Source organism: Acinetobacter sp. QJM3NY_42 (genome assembly GCF_056173745.1).
Genome location: NZ_CM149689.1, coordinates 599095 through 618217, shown reverse-complemented (window position 1 = coordinate 618217; position 19123 = coordinate 599095). Strand labels below are relative to the sequence as shown.

Here is a 19123-nt window from a genome sequence, read left to right as displayed (position 1 = left end):
TGGAGTCATACCCATGTCTGCTAATATTGTTAATACAACTGATGAAAACTTCCAGGCAGATGTTCTGGACGCTGAAACTCCAGTGCTGGTAGATTTCTGGGCAGGATGGTGTGCCCCATGTAAAGCAATTGCTCCTGTACTTGAAGATTTATCACGTGAATACGAAGGCAAGGTTAAAATCGTTAAAGTTGACGTGACTTCATGCGAAGATACGGCTGTAAAATACAATATCCGTAATATTCCAGCGCTGTTGATGTTTAAGAATGGCGAAGTTGTAGGTCAACAGGTAGGTGCTGCTCCACGCTCGAAACTGGCTGCATTTATTGACGAAAATATCTAATCTGGTTTTAAACATCCGTTATAAAAATACGCTGTTATAAAATAGCGTATTTTTTTCATGCTTAAATTGACAAACTTCCTGTTCTGACTTATATTTCATGCTCAAGAAACGTTGGAGCAATTCTCGCTCTCCACTTTCTTAAAAGATACAAAACATAAGATCGCCGCTCGGCAACAGAAAGTGTTTTATACATTTCTCTTCGATACAACTAATCAGTCATCTGAGTTTGTTATTGTGCAATTACGACGGACTTACTCATATTGCATGCGGCCGACTTTTGCTTCTTCTTAACTTCCACTTCATATGTCCCTTTTTAGACCTATCTGACCATCTATGAACTTAACCGAACTCAAGAAAAAACCGATTGGCGAACTTATTAAAATTGCTGAGTTTATGGGCCTTGAAGGAATGGCTCGTAACCGCAAGCAAGATATTATTTTTGCCATCTTGAAACGTCATGCTATGAATGGCGAAGAAATTTTTGGTGATGGTGTACTTGAAATTCTCTCTGACGGTTTTGGCTTCTTACGTTCAGCTGCGGGTTCGTATCTCGCAGGCCCAGACGATATCTATGTCAGTCCATCCCAAATTCGCCGTTTTAATTTACGTACGGGTGATACCATTACAGGTACTATTCGCCCGCCAAAGGAGGGTGAACGTTATTTTGCCCTGCTTAAAGTTAACCAGATTAACTATGACACACCTGAAAACTCACGTAACAAGATTCTCTTTGAAAACCTGACCCCACTCTTTCCAACCGAACAGCTGGTAATGGAACTTGGTAATGGTACAACGGAAGACTTGACAGCACGTGTGGTTGACCTGGTTGCTCCGATTGGTAAAGGTCAGCGTTCAATTATTGTAGCGCCACCAAAAGCCGGTAAGACCATGTTGCTGCAGAATATTGCTCAGTCAATTGTTCGTAACAACCCGGAAGTTTTTCTGATCGTGCTGCTCATCGATGAACGTCCAGAAGAAGTAACTGAAATGGAGCGGACGGTTCGTGGTGAAGTAGTAGCATCTACCTTTGATGAATCACCTGCTCGCCATGTTCAGGTAGCTGAAATGGTTATTGAAAAAGCTAAACGTCTAGTTGAACATAAAAAAGATGTGGTAATCCTGCTTGACTCGATTACCCGTCTGGCCCGTGCTTATAACACGGTAATTCCATCATCAGGCAAAGTACTGACTGGTGGTTTAGATGCACATGCTTTAGAACGTCCTAAACGTTTCTTCGGTGCTGCACGTAATATCGAAGAAGGCGGCTCTTTGACGATCATCTCAACTGCCCTGATTGAAACTGGCAGCAAGATGGATGACGTCATCTATGAGGAATTTAAAGGTACAGGTAACCAAGAAATTACCCTAGACCGCCGTATTGCAGAAAAGCGTGTTTTCCCTGCTATGAATATCAAGAAATCAGGAACGCGTCGTGAAGAGCGCCTGATGAGTGAAGAGAATCTGCGTAAAGTCTGGATTCTGCGCAAACTTCTTCATCCTATGGATGAACTGGCAGCTATGGAATTCCTGCTTGACCGTATGAAAGAAACCAAGACCAATGATGATTTCTTTGATCAGATGAAACGCAAGCAATAAGTATAGAACTGTAAAGTAAGTACTTATAATATAAAGGCCATCTATAACGATGGCCTTTATATTTTAGTTGACAAGTTTTACATATTGATACAAACGACTTAACTTCATGTTTAATTTGATTACAAGCTTTTGATTAATAAAGCCTTCATTTAAAAAAACCTATAACTTTTAAGCATTTATTTAGTACTTGTCCAATGTATTCTTCATTTTCCATTGTTATTTTCTGTTAAAAATCAGACGTTTTTTTGCATTTTTTGATCTTTTTTTAAGGTTAGGCAGTAGTAATTAAAAAATGGCAGTGATAGCATATTTACAGCCCAGTTAGTCTGCTCCATGCGTTGTTACCTATCTAACGTTAGGAATAATAAAAGCACAAAACAGGCTGGCTCAGGTTTTTTTTAATCTCAACTTTTTTATGAGAGTGATGCCATGTTATTCAAGAAAATCGCTATTGCTGCTGCAGTTGCTACTACCCTAGCTTTCGTTGGTTGTGCTAAAAAAACTGAAGATGCTGCTGCTGATGCAAACGCTGCTGCTACTGAAGCTACTGCTGCTGCAAACGAAGCAGAAACTGCTGCTGACGCTGCTGCTGTAGAAGCTGCTCCTGCTGCTGAACAAGCTGCTACTGATGCTGCTCAAGCTGCTGACCAAGCTGCTGACGCTGCTACTGATGCTGCTGGCGCTGCTACTGATGCTGCTGACGCTGCAACTAAAGCTCCAGCTGCTGATGCTAATGCAACTAATGCTACAGCTACTGACGCTCCAGCTACTGAAAAAGCTGCTCAATAATCTATACGATTATTTGTCAAAAAAGAGAGCCTTTGGCTCTCTTTTTTATTGTCTAAATCTTTAAAAAATTATAAGTTATCTTTCTATCTAACATTTTTATTATATTTCAGGCTTTCCTCTCTTCTTCTATAGTTTTTAAAAATTTCTGCTCCAGTGTCTTACAATCCAGAGCCGACCTAAAAATAATTAAAAAAAGCAGGTCAATCGACCTGCTCATTCCCCACACGTTGTCTAAATTTCTGTCCTGCTCGGAAAGTCACTACACGACGTGCTGAAATTGGAATTTCTTCACCTGTTTTTGGGTTACGACCTGGGCGCTGGCGCTTATCGCGTAACTCAAAGTTACCAAAACCGGAGAGTTTTACCTGTTCACCGGCAATCAAAGCTTGACTAATCTCATCAAAAAATAACTCAACCATTTGTTTCGCTTCACGGCGGTTCAGGCTCGTAAGCTCACTAAGATGATCGGCCATTTCTGCTTTAGTTAATGCTGTCATGAGGCCCTCAATGTCGCTTGATAAGTGTTTTCCAACACTTCAATAATTTTATCCATACCTGATTTAATTTCAGCATCTTCAAGCGTACGTGTTGGGTGTTGCCACAACAGCGCAAATGCTAGTGAGCGTTTGCCCTCTTCAACACCTTGACCCGTATACACATCAAACAGCCAAGCTGAGTGAAGCAGCTCACTGCCTGTTTGTTCGATTAACTGCTGAATTTCACTAACATTTATCTTATCACTAATTAAAAGCGCAATATCACGTCGAACCGATGGAAAACGTGATAATTCTGTAAAATTAGATACATAAGATTGCAAAACAGCCTTTTGATCCAGTTCGGCAACCCAAGTGATACCTAAATCAAGCTCATCTTCAAGTGAAGGATGCAAACGTCCCAGATAACCCACGGTTTTTCCATCCACCAGAATCTCGGCTGACTGCCCAGGATGTAACCATGATCGTTCTGAAGGAACATACTCGACCTTAATCCGGGCTGCTGCCAAAATTGCTTCTACATCACCTTTTAAGTCAAAGAAATCCATCACTTGAGCTTTAGCATGCCAAGACTCAGGTACACGGGATCCAACTGCAATAAGGGCCAGAGTTGGAATTTGCTGAAGGCCAGAGATATCAGTTGCATTCTGATAGTCAAAGCGCAAACCCAGTTCAAACAGGCGCACACGGTTTTGCTGACGGTTCAGGTTATATTGTACACATGGAATCAGGCTCGATAATAAAGTACTTCGCATGGCAGCGAGATCACTTGAGATCGGATTCGCCAACATTAATGGATGTACCTGTGGATTAAGCTGCTTTTCAAGTTTAGCATCAGCAAAACTGAAGCTGATGGCTTCCTGGTATCCCAAGGTTGCGATAGTCTGACGTAATTGACCAAGCTCAAGCTGATCCTGATATTTTGCCAGTTTGACATCAATGACCGGTAGACTGATCTGGATGTTGTCATAACCATCTATTCGAGCGACTTCTTCGATCAGGTCTTGATATATGGCCAAGTCATAACGATGTGAAGGTGGCACAACTATCCAGTGTCCTTCAGCTCGTATTTCAACCCGGCAGCCTAAACGCGTTAAAGCGTCTGTAATGAACTCTCCATCAAGCTGATAACCCAGTAATTGGTCAACCTGTGTCTGTTTCAGCTCAATGGCATCACGTGTTGGTAAAAGCTCAGACTGTTCCACCACTGTAATTGGACCGAAGTCACCACCTGCCAGTTCCTGAATCAATTGAGATGCGCGGTTCATGGCCAGTATTGGCAACTCAAAATCCACGCCACGTTCATAGCGCTGTGAAGCATCCGTATGCAGTCCGAAACGGCGGGCACGTCCAGCAATAGCAAGTGGTGCAAAGAATGCAGACTCAAGGAAGATTTCCGTAGTTTCATCAGAAACTGCAGAAGACAGGCCTCCCATAATTCCGGCAATTGCTAATGCTTTTTCATCATCAGCTATGACCATTATATCCTCAGAAAGTGTAACTTCCTGCTCATTGAGCAAGACCAGTTTTTCTTGCGGGTTTGCCTGACGGACATGTACCGCACCTTGTACATTGCCAGCGTCAAAAGCATGTAATGGTTGGCCTAGCTCCATTAATACATAGTTGGTAATATCGACCAGAATACTATGCTGACGAATTGCGGAACGGGCCAGAGCCTGCTCCATCCAGAGTGGAGTAGCTGCTTTGGTATTTACATGTTTAATAACCCGGCCCAGGTAACGTGGACAGCCAGCAGTGTCCACAATCACTTTCTTTTCATCGGCAATAGTGGCTGCAACGTCTGCAACTTCAGGTGCAGTAACTGCCAACTGGTTAATTACTCCAATTTCACGGGCAATACCGCGAATGCTGAAGCAGTCACCACGGTTAGGTGTAATACTGATATCAATGACATGATCGTCAAGATTAAGATATTCACGGACGTTCATACCAATCGGTGCATCATCTGGCAGCTCAAGCAGTCCATCAAGTTTATCTTCAAGATCAATTTCAGAGGCACCACAGAGCATTCCCTGAGATTCAACACCACGAAGTTTGCCTTTTTTAATTTTGAAATCACCAGGCAAAACTGCCCCAATTGTTGCGACTGCTGCTTTCATACCTGCACGCACATTAGGTGCACCGCATACAATCTGTAAAGGTTCATCCGAACCAATATTAACAGTCGTTACACGCAGACGGTCTGCATCAGGATGCTGCTCTACACTTAGAACTTCACCCACGACAACTCCGGTAAAAGGTTTTGCTGCCGGTGACATATCATCGACTTCAAGACCGAGCATTGTCAGTTGATTTGACAGCGTTTCACTATCGATGGCCGGATTTACCCAGCTACGTAACCAATTTTCGCTAATTTTCATATCGATTAAACCTTACAAATTTTCAAATCTTGTCTTAAGCAAATTGGCGCAAGAAACGCACATCGTTCTGGTAGAACATCCGCAGGTCATTGATGCCATAACGCAGCATAGCGAAGCGCTCTACTCCCAGACCAAATGCGAAGCCTTTATATTTTTCAGGGTCTATACCAGCAGCTTGCAGTACGTTCGGATGTACCATACCGCAGCCCAGCACTTCCAGCCAGCGGCCACGTTCATCCATAATATCCACTTCCGCACTAGGCTCAGTAAACGGGAAATATGAAGGGCGGAAACGGACCTTCAAGTCCTTTTCAAAGAACTCATTAAGCAGGTTAATCAGCAGGCCTTTAAGTTCTGCAAAGCTGGTATTTTCTGCGACATATAATCCTTCAATCTGGTGAAACATTGGTGAATGGGTCTGGTCTGAATCACAACGGTAAACGCGGCCCGGGCATACAATACGAATAGGTGGCTCAGACGTTTCCATAGTGCGAATTTGTACACCCGAAGTATGGGTACGCAATAAATGCTTGGCATCAAAATAGAAAGTATCATGCATGGCACGTGCCGGATGGTGGCCAGGAATATTCAATGCTTCAAAGTTATGATAGTCATCTTCAACTTCTGGTCCGGTTGCAATAGTAAAACCGGCTTTAGTAAAGAACTGACAGATGCGCTCTTGTACCTGAGTCACTGGATGGATACTGCCCATGCGCTGGCCACGGCCCGGCAAAGTAATATCAATAGTCTCACTGGCAAGTTTTTGTTGTAATGCAGCCTGCTGTAATTCTTTCTGACGTTCTGTTAGCGCAGTATTGATCGCTTCACGTACGGCATGAATGGCAGCACCCTGAATCTTACGTTCTTCAGGGTCCATTTTGCCCAGTGCCTTGGACTGTTCTGCTAGCTGGCTTTTTTTACCCGTAAATTGAACGCGTACTTGGTCGAGTGTAGCAAGGTCTTGAGCCGCTGCAATTGCAGCCAGCGCTTCAGTGGTCAGGGCTTCCAGTGACATATTAACTCTCAAAGCATCAAAGTTGGAAATATAATAAAACTCTGCATTCTAACAGTTTTTATCTGGATTGATGAAGCCATCAGGCAGGAAAATTAGATTGGCAGGATGATTTATAAAAAGTATAAGATAAGGTGAATGACAATGAGATCAACCCCAATGGCACTCGATCAAATCTGGAAACAACAATTAAGTCTTGTTACTTATGGCAATGAATATTTAAGTCATGACCTGCCCTTTAGCCGCTGGCTACATCATTCTATTTTTCAGCAACATATCTTCAGTTTTCGCAACTTGCATACACAGCACTTGCTAGCCCAGCATTTTCAAATCTGGCTGGAGGGTTTAAAGAAACGTGGGGTTTACCGTTTAAGTCTGCACAGTTCAAATTTATTGATTGATGAGAAAAACCCGAATGCAAATGTTGAGCTGTTGCCATTTGCTCATTTTATTGTCAGTCATGAGCATCAAAAAAAGACAGCATGGATTTTCGGAAAGGAACTGGCTGAATGGTATATTGCTGAAAACGATTTTGAAGCACCTGCTGGACAACGTCTGGATAAGCGTCATGAAACATTCTGGAGCTATGAGTTACCAGGGCGTTTATCCAAACTGGTTGATATTGACCTGCAAGATGCCAATTGGGATGAAATACACCAGTTCATTGAACAGGAACTTTTCAGAACCCAATTTGCCCAAGGTTATGTAGAGCCTGCAAACCGCCACCTACCATATTACGGTGTCAGTGAGCCAGCATCCCAAGTAGCGTCTGACAGTATATCATTACAATATTTGGCCTTAATTCCAACTGACTATTCTGCCGATATTGCACATGAACTATTACACCGGGTAACTGCACTGTCAGAATTTGTCGAGTATAAGCGTAAACATCCTTTTGATGAGCAGGGTACGACTTTAACGCCTGAAGAACAGATTAACCTGAGACATTTTTCTCAAAAAATTGATGACCTGCTCAGCAAGCTGATCGTTAAAGTTGCCAATCACTATAAATCTGCACAGTTAACTTATGTAGAACCGGTAGCAACCCCACTAGATAGTCCAGCAGTTACCCTGGCACAACCCGTACGTAAAGAAAAAGTACCAGCAGGTACACATAAAGCCGGCATGGGAAATGTGATTAAATTGCTTCTTTTAACAATCGTAATTTGTGTCGTCGCCTATTATTTTGGATTGTAACAGCTAGATATTTCTACTATCTAACCCAAAGTTGTGTTCATATTGAGTCTATGACCCAGTATGAACACAATGTCATAACTCTAATAATCAGCTTAGAGAAACTTGACGCAATTTATGAATTAAATCAGTTTCTATTTTTAGATTTACTCATCATTATTATCAGTCAAAATAAAAATTTAAAGTTTTATACAAGATTTATAAGCGAGTTGCTCCCGCTCATGATAAAAATTAGTGCTGGAAGAATAATTTTGGGCCTTATAGTAATAAATAAAATATTTTAACTATTTTCAACAATTTAAAGGCTTACTTTACTTACGACCAGATGTTTTTAAAGATAATAAAAAAGACTGCAAAAGCAGTCTTTTTTAGATCATCGAAGATGATTAAGCAGCTAACGCACCTTTAGCTTTTTCAGCTAAAGCAGCAAAAGCAACTGCATCATGCATAGCGATGTCAGCAAGTACGCGACGGTCGATGATTACCTGAGCTTTTTTCAGACCAGAAATCATACGGCTGTAAGACAGACCGTTTTGACGCGCACCAGCATTGATACGTGCAATCCATAAAGAACGGAACTGACGTTTCTTCTGACGACGGTCACGGTAAGCGTATTGACCAGCTTTGATTACTGCTTGGAACGCTACGCGGTAAACGCGTGAACGAGCGCCATAGTAACCTTTAGCACGAGCAAGAATTTTTTTGTGACGGCGATGAGCCTGTACACCACGTTTTACACGAGCCATTTATAATCTCCTTAGATGTATGGGCACATACGACGAACTGAAGCAACGTCACTTACGTGAACCATTACACAGCCGCGCAATTGACGGATACGCTTAGCAGATTTTTTGGTCAAAATGTGGCGTTTGAACGCTTGTTTACGCTTGAAACCGTTTGCAGTCGCTTTGAAACGTTTAGCTGCACCACGGCGAGTTTTTAACTTTGCCATAACAACCTCTTTAAGCACCTGTTCGGCTCGTCTGCACCATTGCAATAACGACCTGCAGGTAAGGAAGGCGACATTTTATAGCAACTCTGCCTAAAACAAAAGCAATTAATTGGCTTTTCATAATTTTAATCGGGCTTCAATACAGAAGATATATTTCTTGAATAATTTAGAAATGATGGAAATTTCAGCTTTTATTCAGGAGTATAATCACTACAAAAATATGTAGAACCCTGTTATATGTCTAACCAGCATGATGCTTTTGCCGCCTTGCGGTATCGAGACTTCTCGATTATTACACTCAACCAGTTTTGTCTCACTCTTGCCATTCTGATTCAAGAAATTATTGTTGCCTATTCTCTTTATCAAATTACCAAAGATCCTCTCACGTTGGGGCTGATTGGACTGGCAGAAGCCATACCATTTATTGCACTTTCCTTATGGGGTGGCTATTTTGCTGACCGCTTTAATAAGCAGACGATTATGAAAGTTTGCCTGTTTTTTGCAGCCCCCTTGCCGCTTATCTTATGGTGGCTCTTTCATGCCTATGCAATAGATTCGATCACAATTAACAGTCTTTCTTGGGGAATCTATGCAGTTATTTTTGGACTAGGCACCATTCGCGGTTTTTACAACCCTTCTGCGACCTCCCTAAAACCTTTTCTGATTCCCAAAGCCATCTATGCCAATGGTGCAACATGGACCACCATTGGCTGGCAAAGTGGTGTGATTTTAGGCCCGATGCTAGGTGGTTTTATGTTGGCCTTTCTTGGCCGTGAAACCAGCCTGATTGCTGTTTCAATATTACTTGCCCTGTGTTTTATGCTTATTAATCTGCTTCAAAAACGTAATTTTCCTGTGATGGAAGAACATCGAGTGCTGGATTCACTGGGTGAGGGGTTTCGCTTTATCTGGAAAACCAAAATTGTACTGTGGGCCATTTCTCTGGACCTTGTTTCAGTCCTGTTCGGTGGTGTCATCGCACTGCTGCCCATTTTTGCAGAAGATATTTTGAAGGTCGGACCCGAGGGCCTAGGCTACTTGCGCGCTGCTCCTTCAATTGGCGCCCTAGTTACCATGATAGCTTTAACCAAATTCCCTCCCACTCAGCATGCCTGGCGCAACATGTTACTGGCAGTTGCTGGTTTTGGTATATTTACCCTGCTGTTTGCCTTTTCAGATCATGTGTGGCTTTCACTTTTCGCTCTTGCCATGACTGGAGCTTGTGACAGTATTTCTGTAGTTATCCGACAGACTATTTTACAGATTTTTCCTCCCGAAAATATGCGGGGCCGTGTAGCTGCCGTAAATGGAATGTTTGTTTCATCTTCAAATGAACTGGGCGCATTTGAATCGGGCCTGGCGGCCAAATATATGGGTACAGTTATGGCGACAGTATTTGGCGGCTGCATGACCATGGCTGTAGTCGTAGTTAGTTGGGCCAAAACCAAAGATCTATTTGGTATAGATATAACCCAGAGTTCAGATAATCAATTCAAATAGATATTTGGCTTGGGGCGCCTAGGCCTTTTCAGACTTCTTTTATATTGTCATCTGGATAGAAACAGATAATACTTAGCCGCCAGAGCTGGCCGAACGGGCAACGGCTCACTTTATCTAATAATGAAATGAATGAACTTATGAAATATGCTCTTCCTGTTCTATTTCTAATGGGTCTGCCGCTAAGTACAAGTTATGCTGCGGCACCAGCAACCATGAAACTTACCCCACAAACCAGTTCTGCATTACCTGCACATTTAACAACACGCATTCAGTGGGTCCGTTTTCCTCAGCCAGTTTATAAAGATGAGGATTTAAAGGGCCAAGATCGCCACGCCATCATTCGTATTTATGCAGATGAAACAGGTAAGGTTAATAAAGCTGCAATTCAGGAAAGTACGGGTATTAAAACTCTTGATGACATCCTGCTGAATGCTGTGCAACAAGCTCAAGTCAAAGCCTATACTGAAAATGACACAGCTTTGCCAGTGATTGGCTATCAGGCTTTTAGCCTGAAATTAGACGATAATGCCGATCAGGACTGTCTTTATAATTTTAATTCAGAAAACTGGTTGGCTCAGCAACAGCATAAAAAAGTTCCTTTCCAGTATCTAAATCAGCCTCAACTGGAAATTAATCGCGACCAGTTGAATGGTTATGATCGTAGCATTAAATTTAGTTTTAAAAGCAATAAACACGGTAATATCAAAAAAGTAAAAATACAGCAGGGTTCAGGAACCTACGCACTTGACCAGGCAGTAATACAGGCGGTTTCACAGGTACAAATTTCTGCTCCGCGTAAATTCTGGATTTATAAAAAGTCACACTTTAAAGACCAGATTCATTTTAAGCTGGAAGAATGCCAGTAAATTTCCAGAAATACAGGGAGTAGCTATTCTACTTCCTGTATTAAAATAAAATATAAGCTAAATAAATAAAAAGATAACGTCCTGTTTTGGCCAAGGTCACCATCAACAGAAATCTTAAAAATTTTTCTTTTAACAGCCCCGCAATTAGGGTAATCGGATCACCAATGACTGGTAACCAGCTAAGTAACAGTGACCAATATCCATATTTATAATAAAAGTTCTGTGCTTTTTGTATCTTGGCTTCAGATACCGGAAACCACTTCTTATACTTATAGTGTTCAATATGAATTCCCAGCCACCAATTTATACATGAACCTAAAATGTTTCCGGCACTGGCAACCATTAATAGCAATAGAGCTGAATAATGTTGTTGCGCCAGCAAACCAAGTAATACTGCCTCAGACTGCAAGGGCAATAGAGTCGCTGCACCAAATGCAGATATAAACAGTAGAAGGTATGCCATTGAAGATCAGTCCCAGATAAGGACTGAAGTATAAACTGTCTCTATGGCTGGGTTATCTACTCTACAATAAATTAAAGCTGAATAGATAAAGCCCGCTGTATGGCAGGACGTGCTGTCAGGCGCTCTACATATTCTTTCACATATGGATAGTCTTCTAACTGAATTCCCTGCCATTCATAGCGTAAAATCCAGGGTAAAATTGCCATATCTGCAATAGAGTATTCCCCAGCTACAAATTTTTGGCCGATGAGCTGTTTGTTTAATACGTTATACAAGCGCTTTGTTTCATTTAGATAGCGCTCTATGGCATATGGAATTTTTTCCGGCGCAAAACGGCTAAAATGATGATTTTGCCCAAGCATCGGGCCAAGTCCGCCCATTTGCCACATTAACCATTGTTCAACCTCTACCCGTTCCTGCTCATCCTGTGAATAGAAAAGGCCTGTTTTGCGGCCCAGATATTGCAAAATTGCGCCTGATTCAAAAACAGAAATAGGTTCACCACGTGGCCCATCCTGATCAACAATTGCCGGAATTTTATTGTTAGGAGAAATTTTCAGAAAGTCTGGCTGAAACTGGTCATTTTCCATAATATTGATCGGAAAAATCTGATAATCCAGCTCCATTTCTTCAAGGGCAATCGTAATCTTATGGCCATTTGGCGTAGCCCAATAATACAGATCAATCATTTGTTATCCTTTCACTGCTATAGTTATTGTCATGAACAAACGCATTATATCTGTCTTTATAACACAGTTTTATAAATAACTTCTGTGACTGCACCATTAAAAGTTTGAAGTTTATGACTGAAATAACCCTATTTAAAGTGCACAAATTCTCATAGCAAGAGATTTGAGAATTTTTTAAAAATCTCTCTTGATTTTTTTTACTGGCATACCGATATATCTAGTACAGCAATGATCTTCCGGATATTGCTGGTAATTACTGTTGATGCCAAGCGTAACACTAGTTCTTGTTTATACAACTTTGCTGAACTCATCAGGAGGTTATATCAATGAGTAGCGTAAGCCTTAGTCCACTTTTCCGTCGTAGTATTGGTTTTGACCGTTTAAATGATTTATTCGACTACGCCATGCAAAGTGAGGCACCGAACTATCCACCTTACAATATTGAAAAGCTGGGCGATAATCAGTACCGTATTGTGGTGGCAACTGCCGGTTTTAAACAGCAGGAATTGGCGATTAATCTGGAAAACCGGGTTCTGACTATTACCGGCAAGCCAGACAATGAAACAGGCGATCATAGTGTTGAGTACCTGCATAAAGGAATTGCACGTCGTTCCTTCAAGCTTTCATTACGTCTGGACGAGCATATTGAAGTACAACAAGCTGATTATGAAGATGGCTTATTGATCATCGAATTGCAGCGAATTGTGCCTGAAGAGAAACTGCCACGCCAGATTGCAATTGGCCGTAAAGCTAATGAAAGTGAAGCTGGCAAAGTTTATGAGATTCCTGCTTCTCAAGAATAAAGGGTTAAATTTTTAACTCTTCAATAAAAAAGCACCGCATTCGCGGTGCTTTTTGATATGAGATAATTACTTTTTCTTTTTCGGTCCAAGTAACATACCCATTTGACGGCCTTCCATTTTTGGTGCCTGTTCAACTACACCAATTTCAGCGACATCTGCTTCAATCTTTTGCAATTGAGCCAAACCAAGTTGCTGGTGAGCCATCTCACGGCCACGGAAACGTAAAGTAATCTTTACTTTATTTCCTTCTTCCAAGAACTTGATAATTGCACGCAATTTAACTTGGTAATCACCAACATCAGTAGCTGGACGCAACTTGATCTCTTTGACTTGCACCTGATGCTGTTTTTTCTTTGCATCTTTTTGCTTTTGCTTTAGGTCAAACAAGTGCTTGTTGTAATCCATGATTTTACAAACAGGCGGTTCTGCATTAGCAACGATCTCGACCAGGTCAAGATCTGATTCTTCTGCAGCACGCAACGCTTCAGCAAGTGAAACGATTCCTTTTTGTTCACCATCCGCAGCAACGAGGCGTACTTCTTTCGCACGGATCTCGTCATTAATGGCAGGACGGTTACTCTTAGCACCTTGTTGCTGGTTACGGTCAGGCTGTTTAATCTTTATTACTCCACAATATACCGGCCGCGTTCGGCTACGGCTACTTTCACTAGGTCATTGAAGGCATCAATAGACATAGTACCTAAATTTTTTCCTGAGCGGGTACGCACGTTGACCGTACCTTCCTCTACTTCCCGATCACCTAGAACCAGCAAGTAAGGAATGCGCTCAAGTGTACGTTCACGAATCTTAAAGCCGATTTTCTCATTTCTCAAGTCAGAAATTGCACGAATTCCGTTTTCCTTAAGTTTGGCCACTACCTGCTCGCAGGCCTGTGCCTGAGAATCGGTAATGTTCATGACACATGCTTGAACTGGCGCAAGCCAAGGTGGCATAAAGCCCGCATAATGTTCAATAAGTATACCAATAAAACGTTCAAAACTGCCAAGAATTGCACGATGTAACATAACCGGCTGATCACGTTCATTATCTTCAGTCACAAATGAAGCATCTAAACGTTCTGGTAAATTAAAGTCACACTGGATTGTACCACATTGCCAGACACGGCCTAAGCAGTCTTTCAGTGAGAATTCAATCTTCGGACCATAGAATGCACCCTCACCCGGTTGTAGCTCCCATTCTAAACCTGCCGCATCGAGTGCATCTGCCAGAGATTTTTCAGCCATGTCCCAAAGTGCATCATCACCTACACGTTTTTCTGGACGTGTAGACAGCTTCATCTGTACATCTTCAAAACCGAAATCTTTATAGACGTCCAGAGTCAATTTGATGAAGTCTGCAACTTCAGGCCCGATCTGCTCTTTGGTACAGAAGATATGTGCATCATCTTGAGTAAAGCCGCGAACACGCATAATACCATGAAGTGAACCAGACGGCTCGTTACGGTGGCACGAACCAAATTCAGCCAGACGGATCGGCAGGTCACGATAAGATTTCAGGCCCTGATTAAACACCTGAACATGACATGGGCAGTTCATTGGCTTTACGGCATAGTTACGGCTTTCAGAGTGGGTCGTAAACATATTGTCGGCATAGTTAGCCGCATGACCCGATTTTTCCCAGAGTGTAAAGTCTACGATCTGTGGAGTCTTGATTTCTAGATAGCCATTATCCTGCTGTACTTTACGCATGTACTGCTCAAGAACCTGGTAAATAGTCCAGCCATTCGGGTGCCAGAACACCATGCCTGGTGCCTCTTCCTGCATATGGAACAGATCGAGCGCTTTACCGATTTTACGGTGATCACGCTTTTCAGCTTCTTCAATACGCTTGATATAAGCCGCAAGCTGTTTCTTGTCTGCCCATGCAGTACCATAGATACGTTGCAGCTGTTCATTCTTGGCATCTCCACGCCAGTAAGCGCCAGAGATTTTAGTCAGTTTGAATGATTTCAAGAATTTGGTATTAGGTACATGTGGTCCACGGCACATATCCAGATAGTCCTGATGATAATACAGCCCCATCTGGGTTTCTTCTGGCATGTCTGCAATCAGACGTAATTTATACTCTTCTCCGCGTGCAGTAAATTCAGCAATTACTTCATCACGGGGGGTCATTTTCTTGATGACATCATAATCCTGATCGATGAGCTTTTTCATACGCTCTTCAATCGCTGCCATATCATCCAGAGTAAACGGACGTGGCATCCAGATGTCGTAGTAGAAACCTTCTTCAATGACCGGACCAATCACCATTTTCGCTTCTGGAAACAGCTGCTTAACTGCATGACCCACTAAATGTGCGCAAGAATGACGGATAATCTCGACGCCTTCTTCATCTTTCGGGGTAATGATTTGCAAGGTTGCATCTTCTGTAATGAGGTCAGAAGCATCAACCAGTTGACCGTTTACACGACCGGCAACTGTATTTTTTGCAAGCCCGGGTCCAATGCTTTGGGCAACGTCCATAACAGAAACAGCTTGATCGAATTGTTTTTGATCGCCGTTTGGCAACGTGATAATTGGCATAAAATGAATCCTTAAGGAGTGATGCCCCGTACCATAGGGCATTTCACCGCGAGATTATGATCGAGGAAAACCTCAAAAATATAAAAACGGTGGATAGAACAAATTTCGTTAAGAATTTTACACGTCTTGGCTTTATGAAGAAACAGCAAAAACGATAAAATCCTGTATTGTGAGTGATTTAGTTTATTGTACATAATGAACTGAACCTACAAAACAGCTTTCACCATAATTTGAAAGAATAATATTTTAGTTTTAGAATCAAAATTAAATATTTGATTTATATAGCAATTAAACAGGAACTAAGACTAAAGCATAAATGAAGTCCGGACCTGAAAGACCTATCTTTTCATAAGCTGAAAGAATAAAACAATGATGAAAGGGAGTTATAAAAATGGTGAGTGCTTATGATGAATTACCGCGCACCCCTGCAAATTTCGTGGCACTTTCTCCTCTACGTTATCTAGAACGTGCAGCATATATCTACCCTCATCAGGCAGCGATTATTCATGGTTCACGCCAGATCAGCTGGCGGGAAACCTATCAGCGCTGTCGGCAGTTTGCCGATCAGCTGCAAAAGCTGGGTATCCAGAAAAACGATACTGTATCGGTGCTTTTGCCAAATGTGCCTGCGATGATTGAGGCACATTTTGCTGTACCAATGGCAGGGGCAGTTCTGAACACCTTAAATACCCGCCTGGATGCCAAAACTTTAGCCTTTATGCTCGAACATGCAGAGAGTAAAGTTTTACTGGTCGACCCTGAGTTTTCTACTTTAGCAAAAGAAGCGCTGGCACTGGTTTCACAAGATATTTATGTCATAGATGTGGATGATGCCGAATATGAAAACTGCTTTAATGCACCGATTGGTGAAATTGAATATGAAGACTGGCTGACTGAAGGCAATGCTGATTTTGAATGGCATCTACCGCAAGATGAATGGGATGCTATTAGTCTGAACTATACCTCAGGCACTACCGGCAACCCCAAGGGAGTGGTTTATCATCATCGCGGTGCGTATATCAATGCTGCAAGTAATATCATTGCCTGTGGCATGACGCCACGTGCAACGTATTTATGGACCCTGCCCTTATTTCACTGTAATGGCTGGTGTTTTGCCTGGACCATGGCAGCAAATGGTGGGACCAATGTCTGCCTGCGCAAAGTTGACCCAGAACTGATCTTTAAACTGATTGCCGAGCATAAGGTGGATTATTTCTGTGGAGCTCCAATAGTGCTTTCCATGCTGATCAATACACCAGCAGAGAAACGAACTTATTTTGATCATCGCGTTGAAGTCATGGTGGCTGGTGCTGCGCCACCTGCTGCAATTATTGAAGGCATGCGTAATATTGGTATCAATGTTACGCATGTTTACGGATTGACAGAAACTTATGGCCCATCTGCACTTTGTGCATCACAGGCAGGCTGGAGTGACCTGACCATACAGGAGCAGGCACAATTACATTCACGTCAAGGTGTTCCATATCCGCTTCAAGATGGTATGAAGGTACTTGACCCAGAAACCATGCTACCTGTGCCAAATGATGGACAGAGCATGGGGGAAATCATGTTCCGCGGTAATATTGTCATGAAGGGTTATTTAAAAAATCCGGAAGCAACAGCAGAGGCGTTTAAAGGGGGCTGGTTCCATACCGGTGATCTCGCCGTATGTCAGCCTGATGGCTATGCCAAGATTACTGATCGTGCCAAGGATGTAATTATTTCGGGCGGAGAAAATATTTCATCACTTGAGGTTGAAGAGGTGCTTTATCAGCATCCGGCAGTGCTAACTGCTGCAGTAGTTGCCAAACCGGACCCACGCTGGCAGGAAGTACCCTGTGCTTTTGTGGAGTTAAAAGAGGGTATAAGTATTTCTGCGGAAGAACTTACTGAACACTGTAAACAGGGACTAGCCCGCTTCAAGGTGCCTAAAGAGATCATCATCACTGATATTCCGAAGACCTCCACCGGAAAATTGCAAAAATTTATTTTACGTGAATGGGCCAAGGAGCGCTCAGTAGGTGAATTTGGCTAAAATAGCCAATTCTAAATGACGTACTCCATACCAGCCAGCTTAACTGCTGGCTTCCATTAAAAATAGGAGTAAGTAAAATGGCGGATTTAAACCGTTTTATACAAGCTCAGGCACAATATTATAATCAAGCACTGGATGAGCTTAGAACCGGACATAAGCGCAGCCACTGGATGTGGTTTATCTTTCCACAGCTTAAAGGATTAGGGCATAGCCATGCCGCGACCTATTACGGTATCAATAACCTGGAAGAAGCCCAAGCTTTTCTGCGTCATCCAATTTTGGGCCAGCGTTATCTGGAACTCTGCCAAGTTCTAGCTGACTTATCTGAAACAGATATTCATATAATTTTCGGCTCGCCTGATGACATGAAATTAAAATCCTCTTTAACAGTGTTCAAGAGAGCCAGTGAGCACAAAAATCCTTTATTTCAAGTTTTGCTAGATAAATATTTTCAGGGAGCTGAAGATCAGCGAACGTTGCAGCTTTTATCTCATTCTTGAAGTAAAGATATAAATCTCTATATAGTTATATACATAGCAAGTTAGATAAATTATTAAACTTTATCTATTTCATTATTTTAAATACTATAAAAATCCTATTTACATAAGGAGAATAGCAGTGAGCAGTAAAACTACTACGCGCATGACCCATTTATTTCAGCAGCTCGGGCTTGATTCTTCTGAAGCAGCTATTGCTCAATTTATTGAACAGCATCAACTGGCTGCTCCTGTCTATATCAGTGAAGCTAATTTCTGGACCACTGCACAAAGCCAGTTTATTCGGGAACACATGAAGTCAGACGATGACTGGGCCATTGTCATTGACCAGCTCAATGAATCACTGCATGAAGATTCAGTTAAAAAATTATAATGCATTCAGTGATTATAATAAAAAAGCGGCATATATACCGCTTTTGCTTAACTGTGTTATCTCTGATCCGAGATTAAAGCAACCTGCTGGATATAGTTGACCAGTTTGTTTTTAGATTCAAGCAATTCTTCTTCACTTACCTGCTTGGCAACATCACGCTGAATTCGCAGCAGATGTTGACGTAAAGTATGGCGTTCAGCAGCATTATAAAGTTTTACAAACTCATTAATAACCGGATCACCCTGGTCAATAATACGGTCTACCCAACGCATGAGCTGTGCCTGTTTTTTTGCACCTTGCTGTGGCGTCAGGTAAGAGAGAATCATGGTTTCATCTTCATTACGCAGCAGCTTACCGATCCGCTGGAATTGACGCCGACGGGCTTCATGTGAAGTTATTGATTCAACTTCCAGTAAAGCGTCTATTAAACGCTCTTCTACCGGCAGCTTCTCAATTTGCTTACGTGGCAGCTCTGCCAGTTGTGCACCTAAAGCAGCCATGCGCTGAACTGCTTTTTTTTGTTCAGTTTTACTTGCACGTCCCTCTAAAACTTCAAAGTCTTCTTCAGTAAAACGTGTTGGACGACGCGCCAC

General features: G+C 42.2%; 20 protein-coding genes. 10 read left to right on the top strand and 10 right to left on the bottom strand.

The genetic code is table 11. The features are described 5' to 3' along the window. Positions 1-13: 13 nt before the first annotated feature. From trxA to AC0VYT_RS02890, 3 genes are all read left to right on the top strand, one after another. Positions 14-340 carry a thioredoxin gene (trxA, locus tag AC0VYT_RS02900; protein WP_005016162.1) on the top strand — a complete coding sequence of 109 codons (327 nt, stop codon included), beginning with the start codon at positions 14-16 and terminating at the stop codon, positions 338-340. A 333-nt stretch (positions 341-673) separates the two neighbouring features. Then, complete coding sequence (rho, locus tag AC0VYT_RS02895) at positions 674-1936, top strand: transcription termination factor Rho (RefSeq protein ID WP_005016165.1); 1263 nt, start codon at positions 674-676, stop codon at positions 1934-1936. Positions 1937-2365: 429 nt separating this feature from the next. Continuing rightward, positions 2366-2725, top strand: coding sequence for a hypothetical protein (locus AC0VYT_RS02890; RefSeq protein WP_005016168.1), 360 nt, complete (start codon positions 2366-2368; stop codon positions 2723-2725). A gap of 200 nt (positions 2726-2925) precedes the next feature. Here AC0VYT_RS02890 and AC0VYT_RS02885 read toward each other — a convergent pair whose 3' ends face one another. The 3 genes from AC0VYT_RS02885 to pheS are packed head-to-tail and all read right to left on the bottom strand — an operon-like array spanning position 2926 to position 6615. Further along, positions 2926-3222, bottom strand: a complete 297-nt coding sequence (locus AC0VYT_RS02885; RefSeq protein ID WP_005016170.1) for an integration host factor subunit alpha — start codon at positions 3220-3222, stop codon at positions 2926-2928. Continuing rightward, positions 3219-5600 carry a phenylalanine--tRNA ligase subunit beta gene (pheT, locus tag AC0VYT_RS02880; RefSeq protein ID WP_476496671.1) on the bottom strand — a complete coding sequence of 794 codons (2382 nt, stop codon included), beginning with the start codon at positions 5598-5600 and terminating at the stop codon, positions 3219-3221. Before pheT ends, AC0VYT_RS02885 begins: the two co-directional genes overlap by 4 nt. Positions 5601-5634: 34 nt before the next feature. Beyond that, a complete protein-coding gene (gene pheS, locus AC0VYT_RS02875; RefSeq protein ID WP_005016174.1) occupies positions 5635-6615 on the bottom strand; it encodes a phenylalanine--tRNA ligase subunit alpha in 981 nt (326 codons plus the stop codon). Positions 6616-6771: 156 nt separating this feature from the next. Here pheS and AC0VYT_RS02870 point away from each other — a divergent pair, with 156 nt between their 5' ends. Then, positions 6772-7809: a hypothetical protein gene (locus tag AC0VYT_RS02870; RefSeq protein ID WP_005016177.1), complete on the top strand. Its 1038-nt coding sequence runs from the start codon at positions 6772-6774 to the stop codon at positions 7807-7809. A gap of 383 nt (positions 7810-8192) precedes the next feature. Here AC0VYT_RS02870 and rplT read toward each other — a convergent pair whose 3' ends face one another. After that, positions 8193-8552, bottom strand: coding sequence for a 50S ribosomal protein L20 (gene rplT / locus AC0VYT_RS02865; RefSeq protein ID WP_005016178.1), 360 nt, complete (start codon positions 8550-8552; stop codon positions 8193-8195). A gap of 11 nt (positions 8553-8563) precedes the next feature. Further along, entirely contained in the window at positions 8564-8758 is a 195-nt protein-coding gene (rpmI, locus tag AC0VYT_RS02860; protein ID WP_001096359.1) for a 50S ribosomal protein L35, read from the bottom strand. A 237-nt stretch (positions 8759-8995) separates the two neighbouring features. Here rpmI and AC0VYT_RS02855 point away from each other — a divergent pair, with 237 nt between their 5' ends. Beyond that, complete coding sequence (locus AC0VYT_RS02855) at positions 8996-10258, top strand: MFS transporter (RefSeq protein ID WP_005016179.1); 1263 nt, start codon at positions 8996-8998, stop codon at positions 10256-10258. 137 nt (positions 10259-10395) lie between these two features. After that, entirely contained in the window at positions 10396-11124 is a 729-nt protein-coding gene (locus AC0VYT_RS02850; protein WP_005016180.1) for a TonB family protein, read from the top strand. Between the two features lie 40 nt (positions 11125-11164). Here the strand turns inward: AC0VYT_RS02850 and AC0VYT_RS02845 are convergent, their stop codons facing one another. After that, complete coding sequence (locus AC0VYT_RS02845) at positions 11165-11587, bottom strand: YqaA family protein (RefSeq protein WP_005016183.1); 423 nt, start codon at positions 11585-11587, stop codon at positions 11165-11167. A gap of 71 nt (positions 11588-11658) precedes the next feature. Next, positions 11659-12276, bottom strand: a complete 618-nt coding sequence (locus AC0VYT_RS02840) for a glutathione S-transferase N-terminal domain-containing protein (RefSeq protein ID WP_005016186.1) — start codon at positions 12274-12276, stop codon at positions 11659-11661. Between the two features lie 326 nt (positions 12277-12602). Here AC0VYT_RS02840 and AC0VYT_RS02835 point away from each other — a divergent pair, with 326 nt between their 5' ends. Continuing rightward, positions 12603-13079 carry an Hsp20 family protein gene (locus AC0VYT_RS02835; protein WP_005016188.1) on the top strand — a complete coding sequence of 159 codons (477 nt, stop codon included), beginning with the start codon at positions 12603-12605 and terminating at the stop codon, positions 13077-13079. A gap of 66 nt (positions 13080-13145) precedes the next feature. On the opposite strand, the gene infC is transcribed toward AC0VYT_RS02835, so the two are convergent. After that, a complete protein-coding gene (gene infC / locus AC0VYT_RS02830) occupies positions 13146-13697 on the bottom strand; it encodes a translation initiation factor IF-3 (RefSeq protein ID WP_080548202.1) in 552 nt (183 codons plus the stop codon). Positions 13698-13702: 5 nt separating this feature from the next. Further along, the gene (gene thrS / locus AC0VYT_RS02825; RefSeq protein WP_005016194.1) at positions 13703-15625 is read right to left on the bottom strand and encodes a threonine--tRNA ligase; all 1923 of its coding nucleotides are present in this window, start codon (positions 15623-15625) and stop codon (positions 13703-13705) included. Positions 15626-16016: 391 nt separating this feature from the next. Between thrS and AC0VYT_RS02820 the strand changes: the two genes are divergently transcribed. From AC0VYT_RS02820 to AC0VYT_RS02810, 3 genes are all read left to right on the top strand, one after another. Beyond that, on the top strand, positions 16017-17660 hold the full coding sequence (locus tag AC0VYT_RS02820; protein WP_005016197.1) for an acyl-CoA synthetase: 1644 nt from the start codon (positions 16017-16019) through the stop codon (positions 17658-17660). Positions 17661-17737: 77 nt separating this feature from the next. Further along, the gene (locus AC0VYT_RS02815; protein ID WP_005016200.1) at positions 17738-18160 is read left to right on the top strand and encodes a DUF1810 domain-containing protein; all 423 of its coding nucleotides are present in this window, start codon (positions 17738-17740) and stop codon (positions 18158-18160) included. A gap of 142 nt (positions 18161-18302) precedes the next feature. Further along, on the top strand, positions 18303-18530 hold the full coding sequence (locus AC0VYT_RS02810) for a DUF2789 family protein (protein WP_016801106.1): 228 nt from the start codon (positions 18303-18305) through the stop codon (positions 18528-18530). Between the two features lie 56 nt (positions 18531-18586). Here the strand turns inward: AC0VYT_RS02810 and yjgA are convergent, their stop codons facing one another. Next, on the bottom strand, positions 18587-19123 hold the full coding sequence (yjgA, locus tag AC0VYT_RS02805) for a ribosome biogenesis factor YjgA (RefSeq protein ID WP_005016207.1): 537 nt from the start codon (positions 19121-19123) through the stop codon (positions 18587-18589).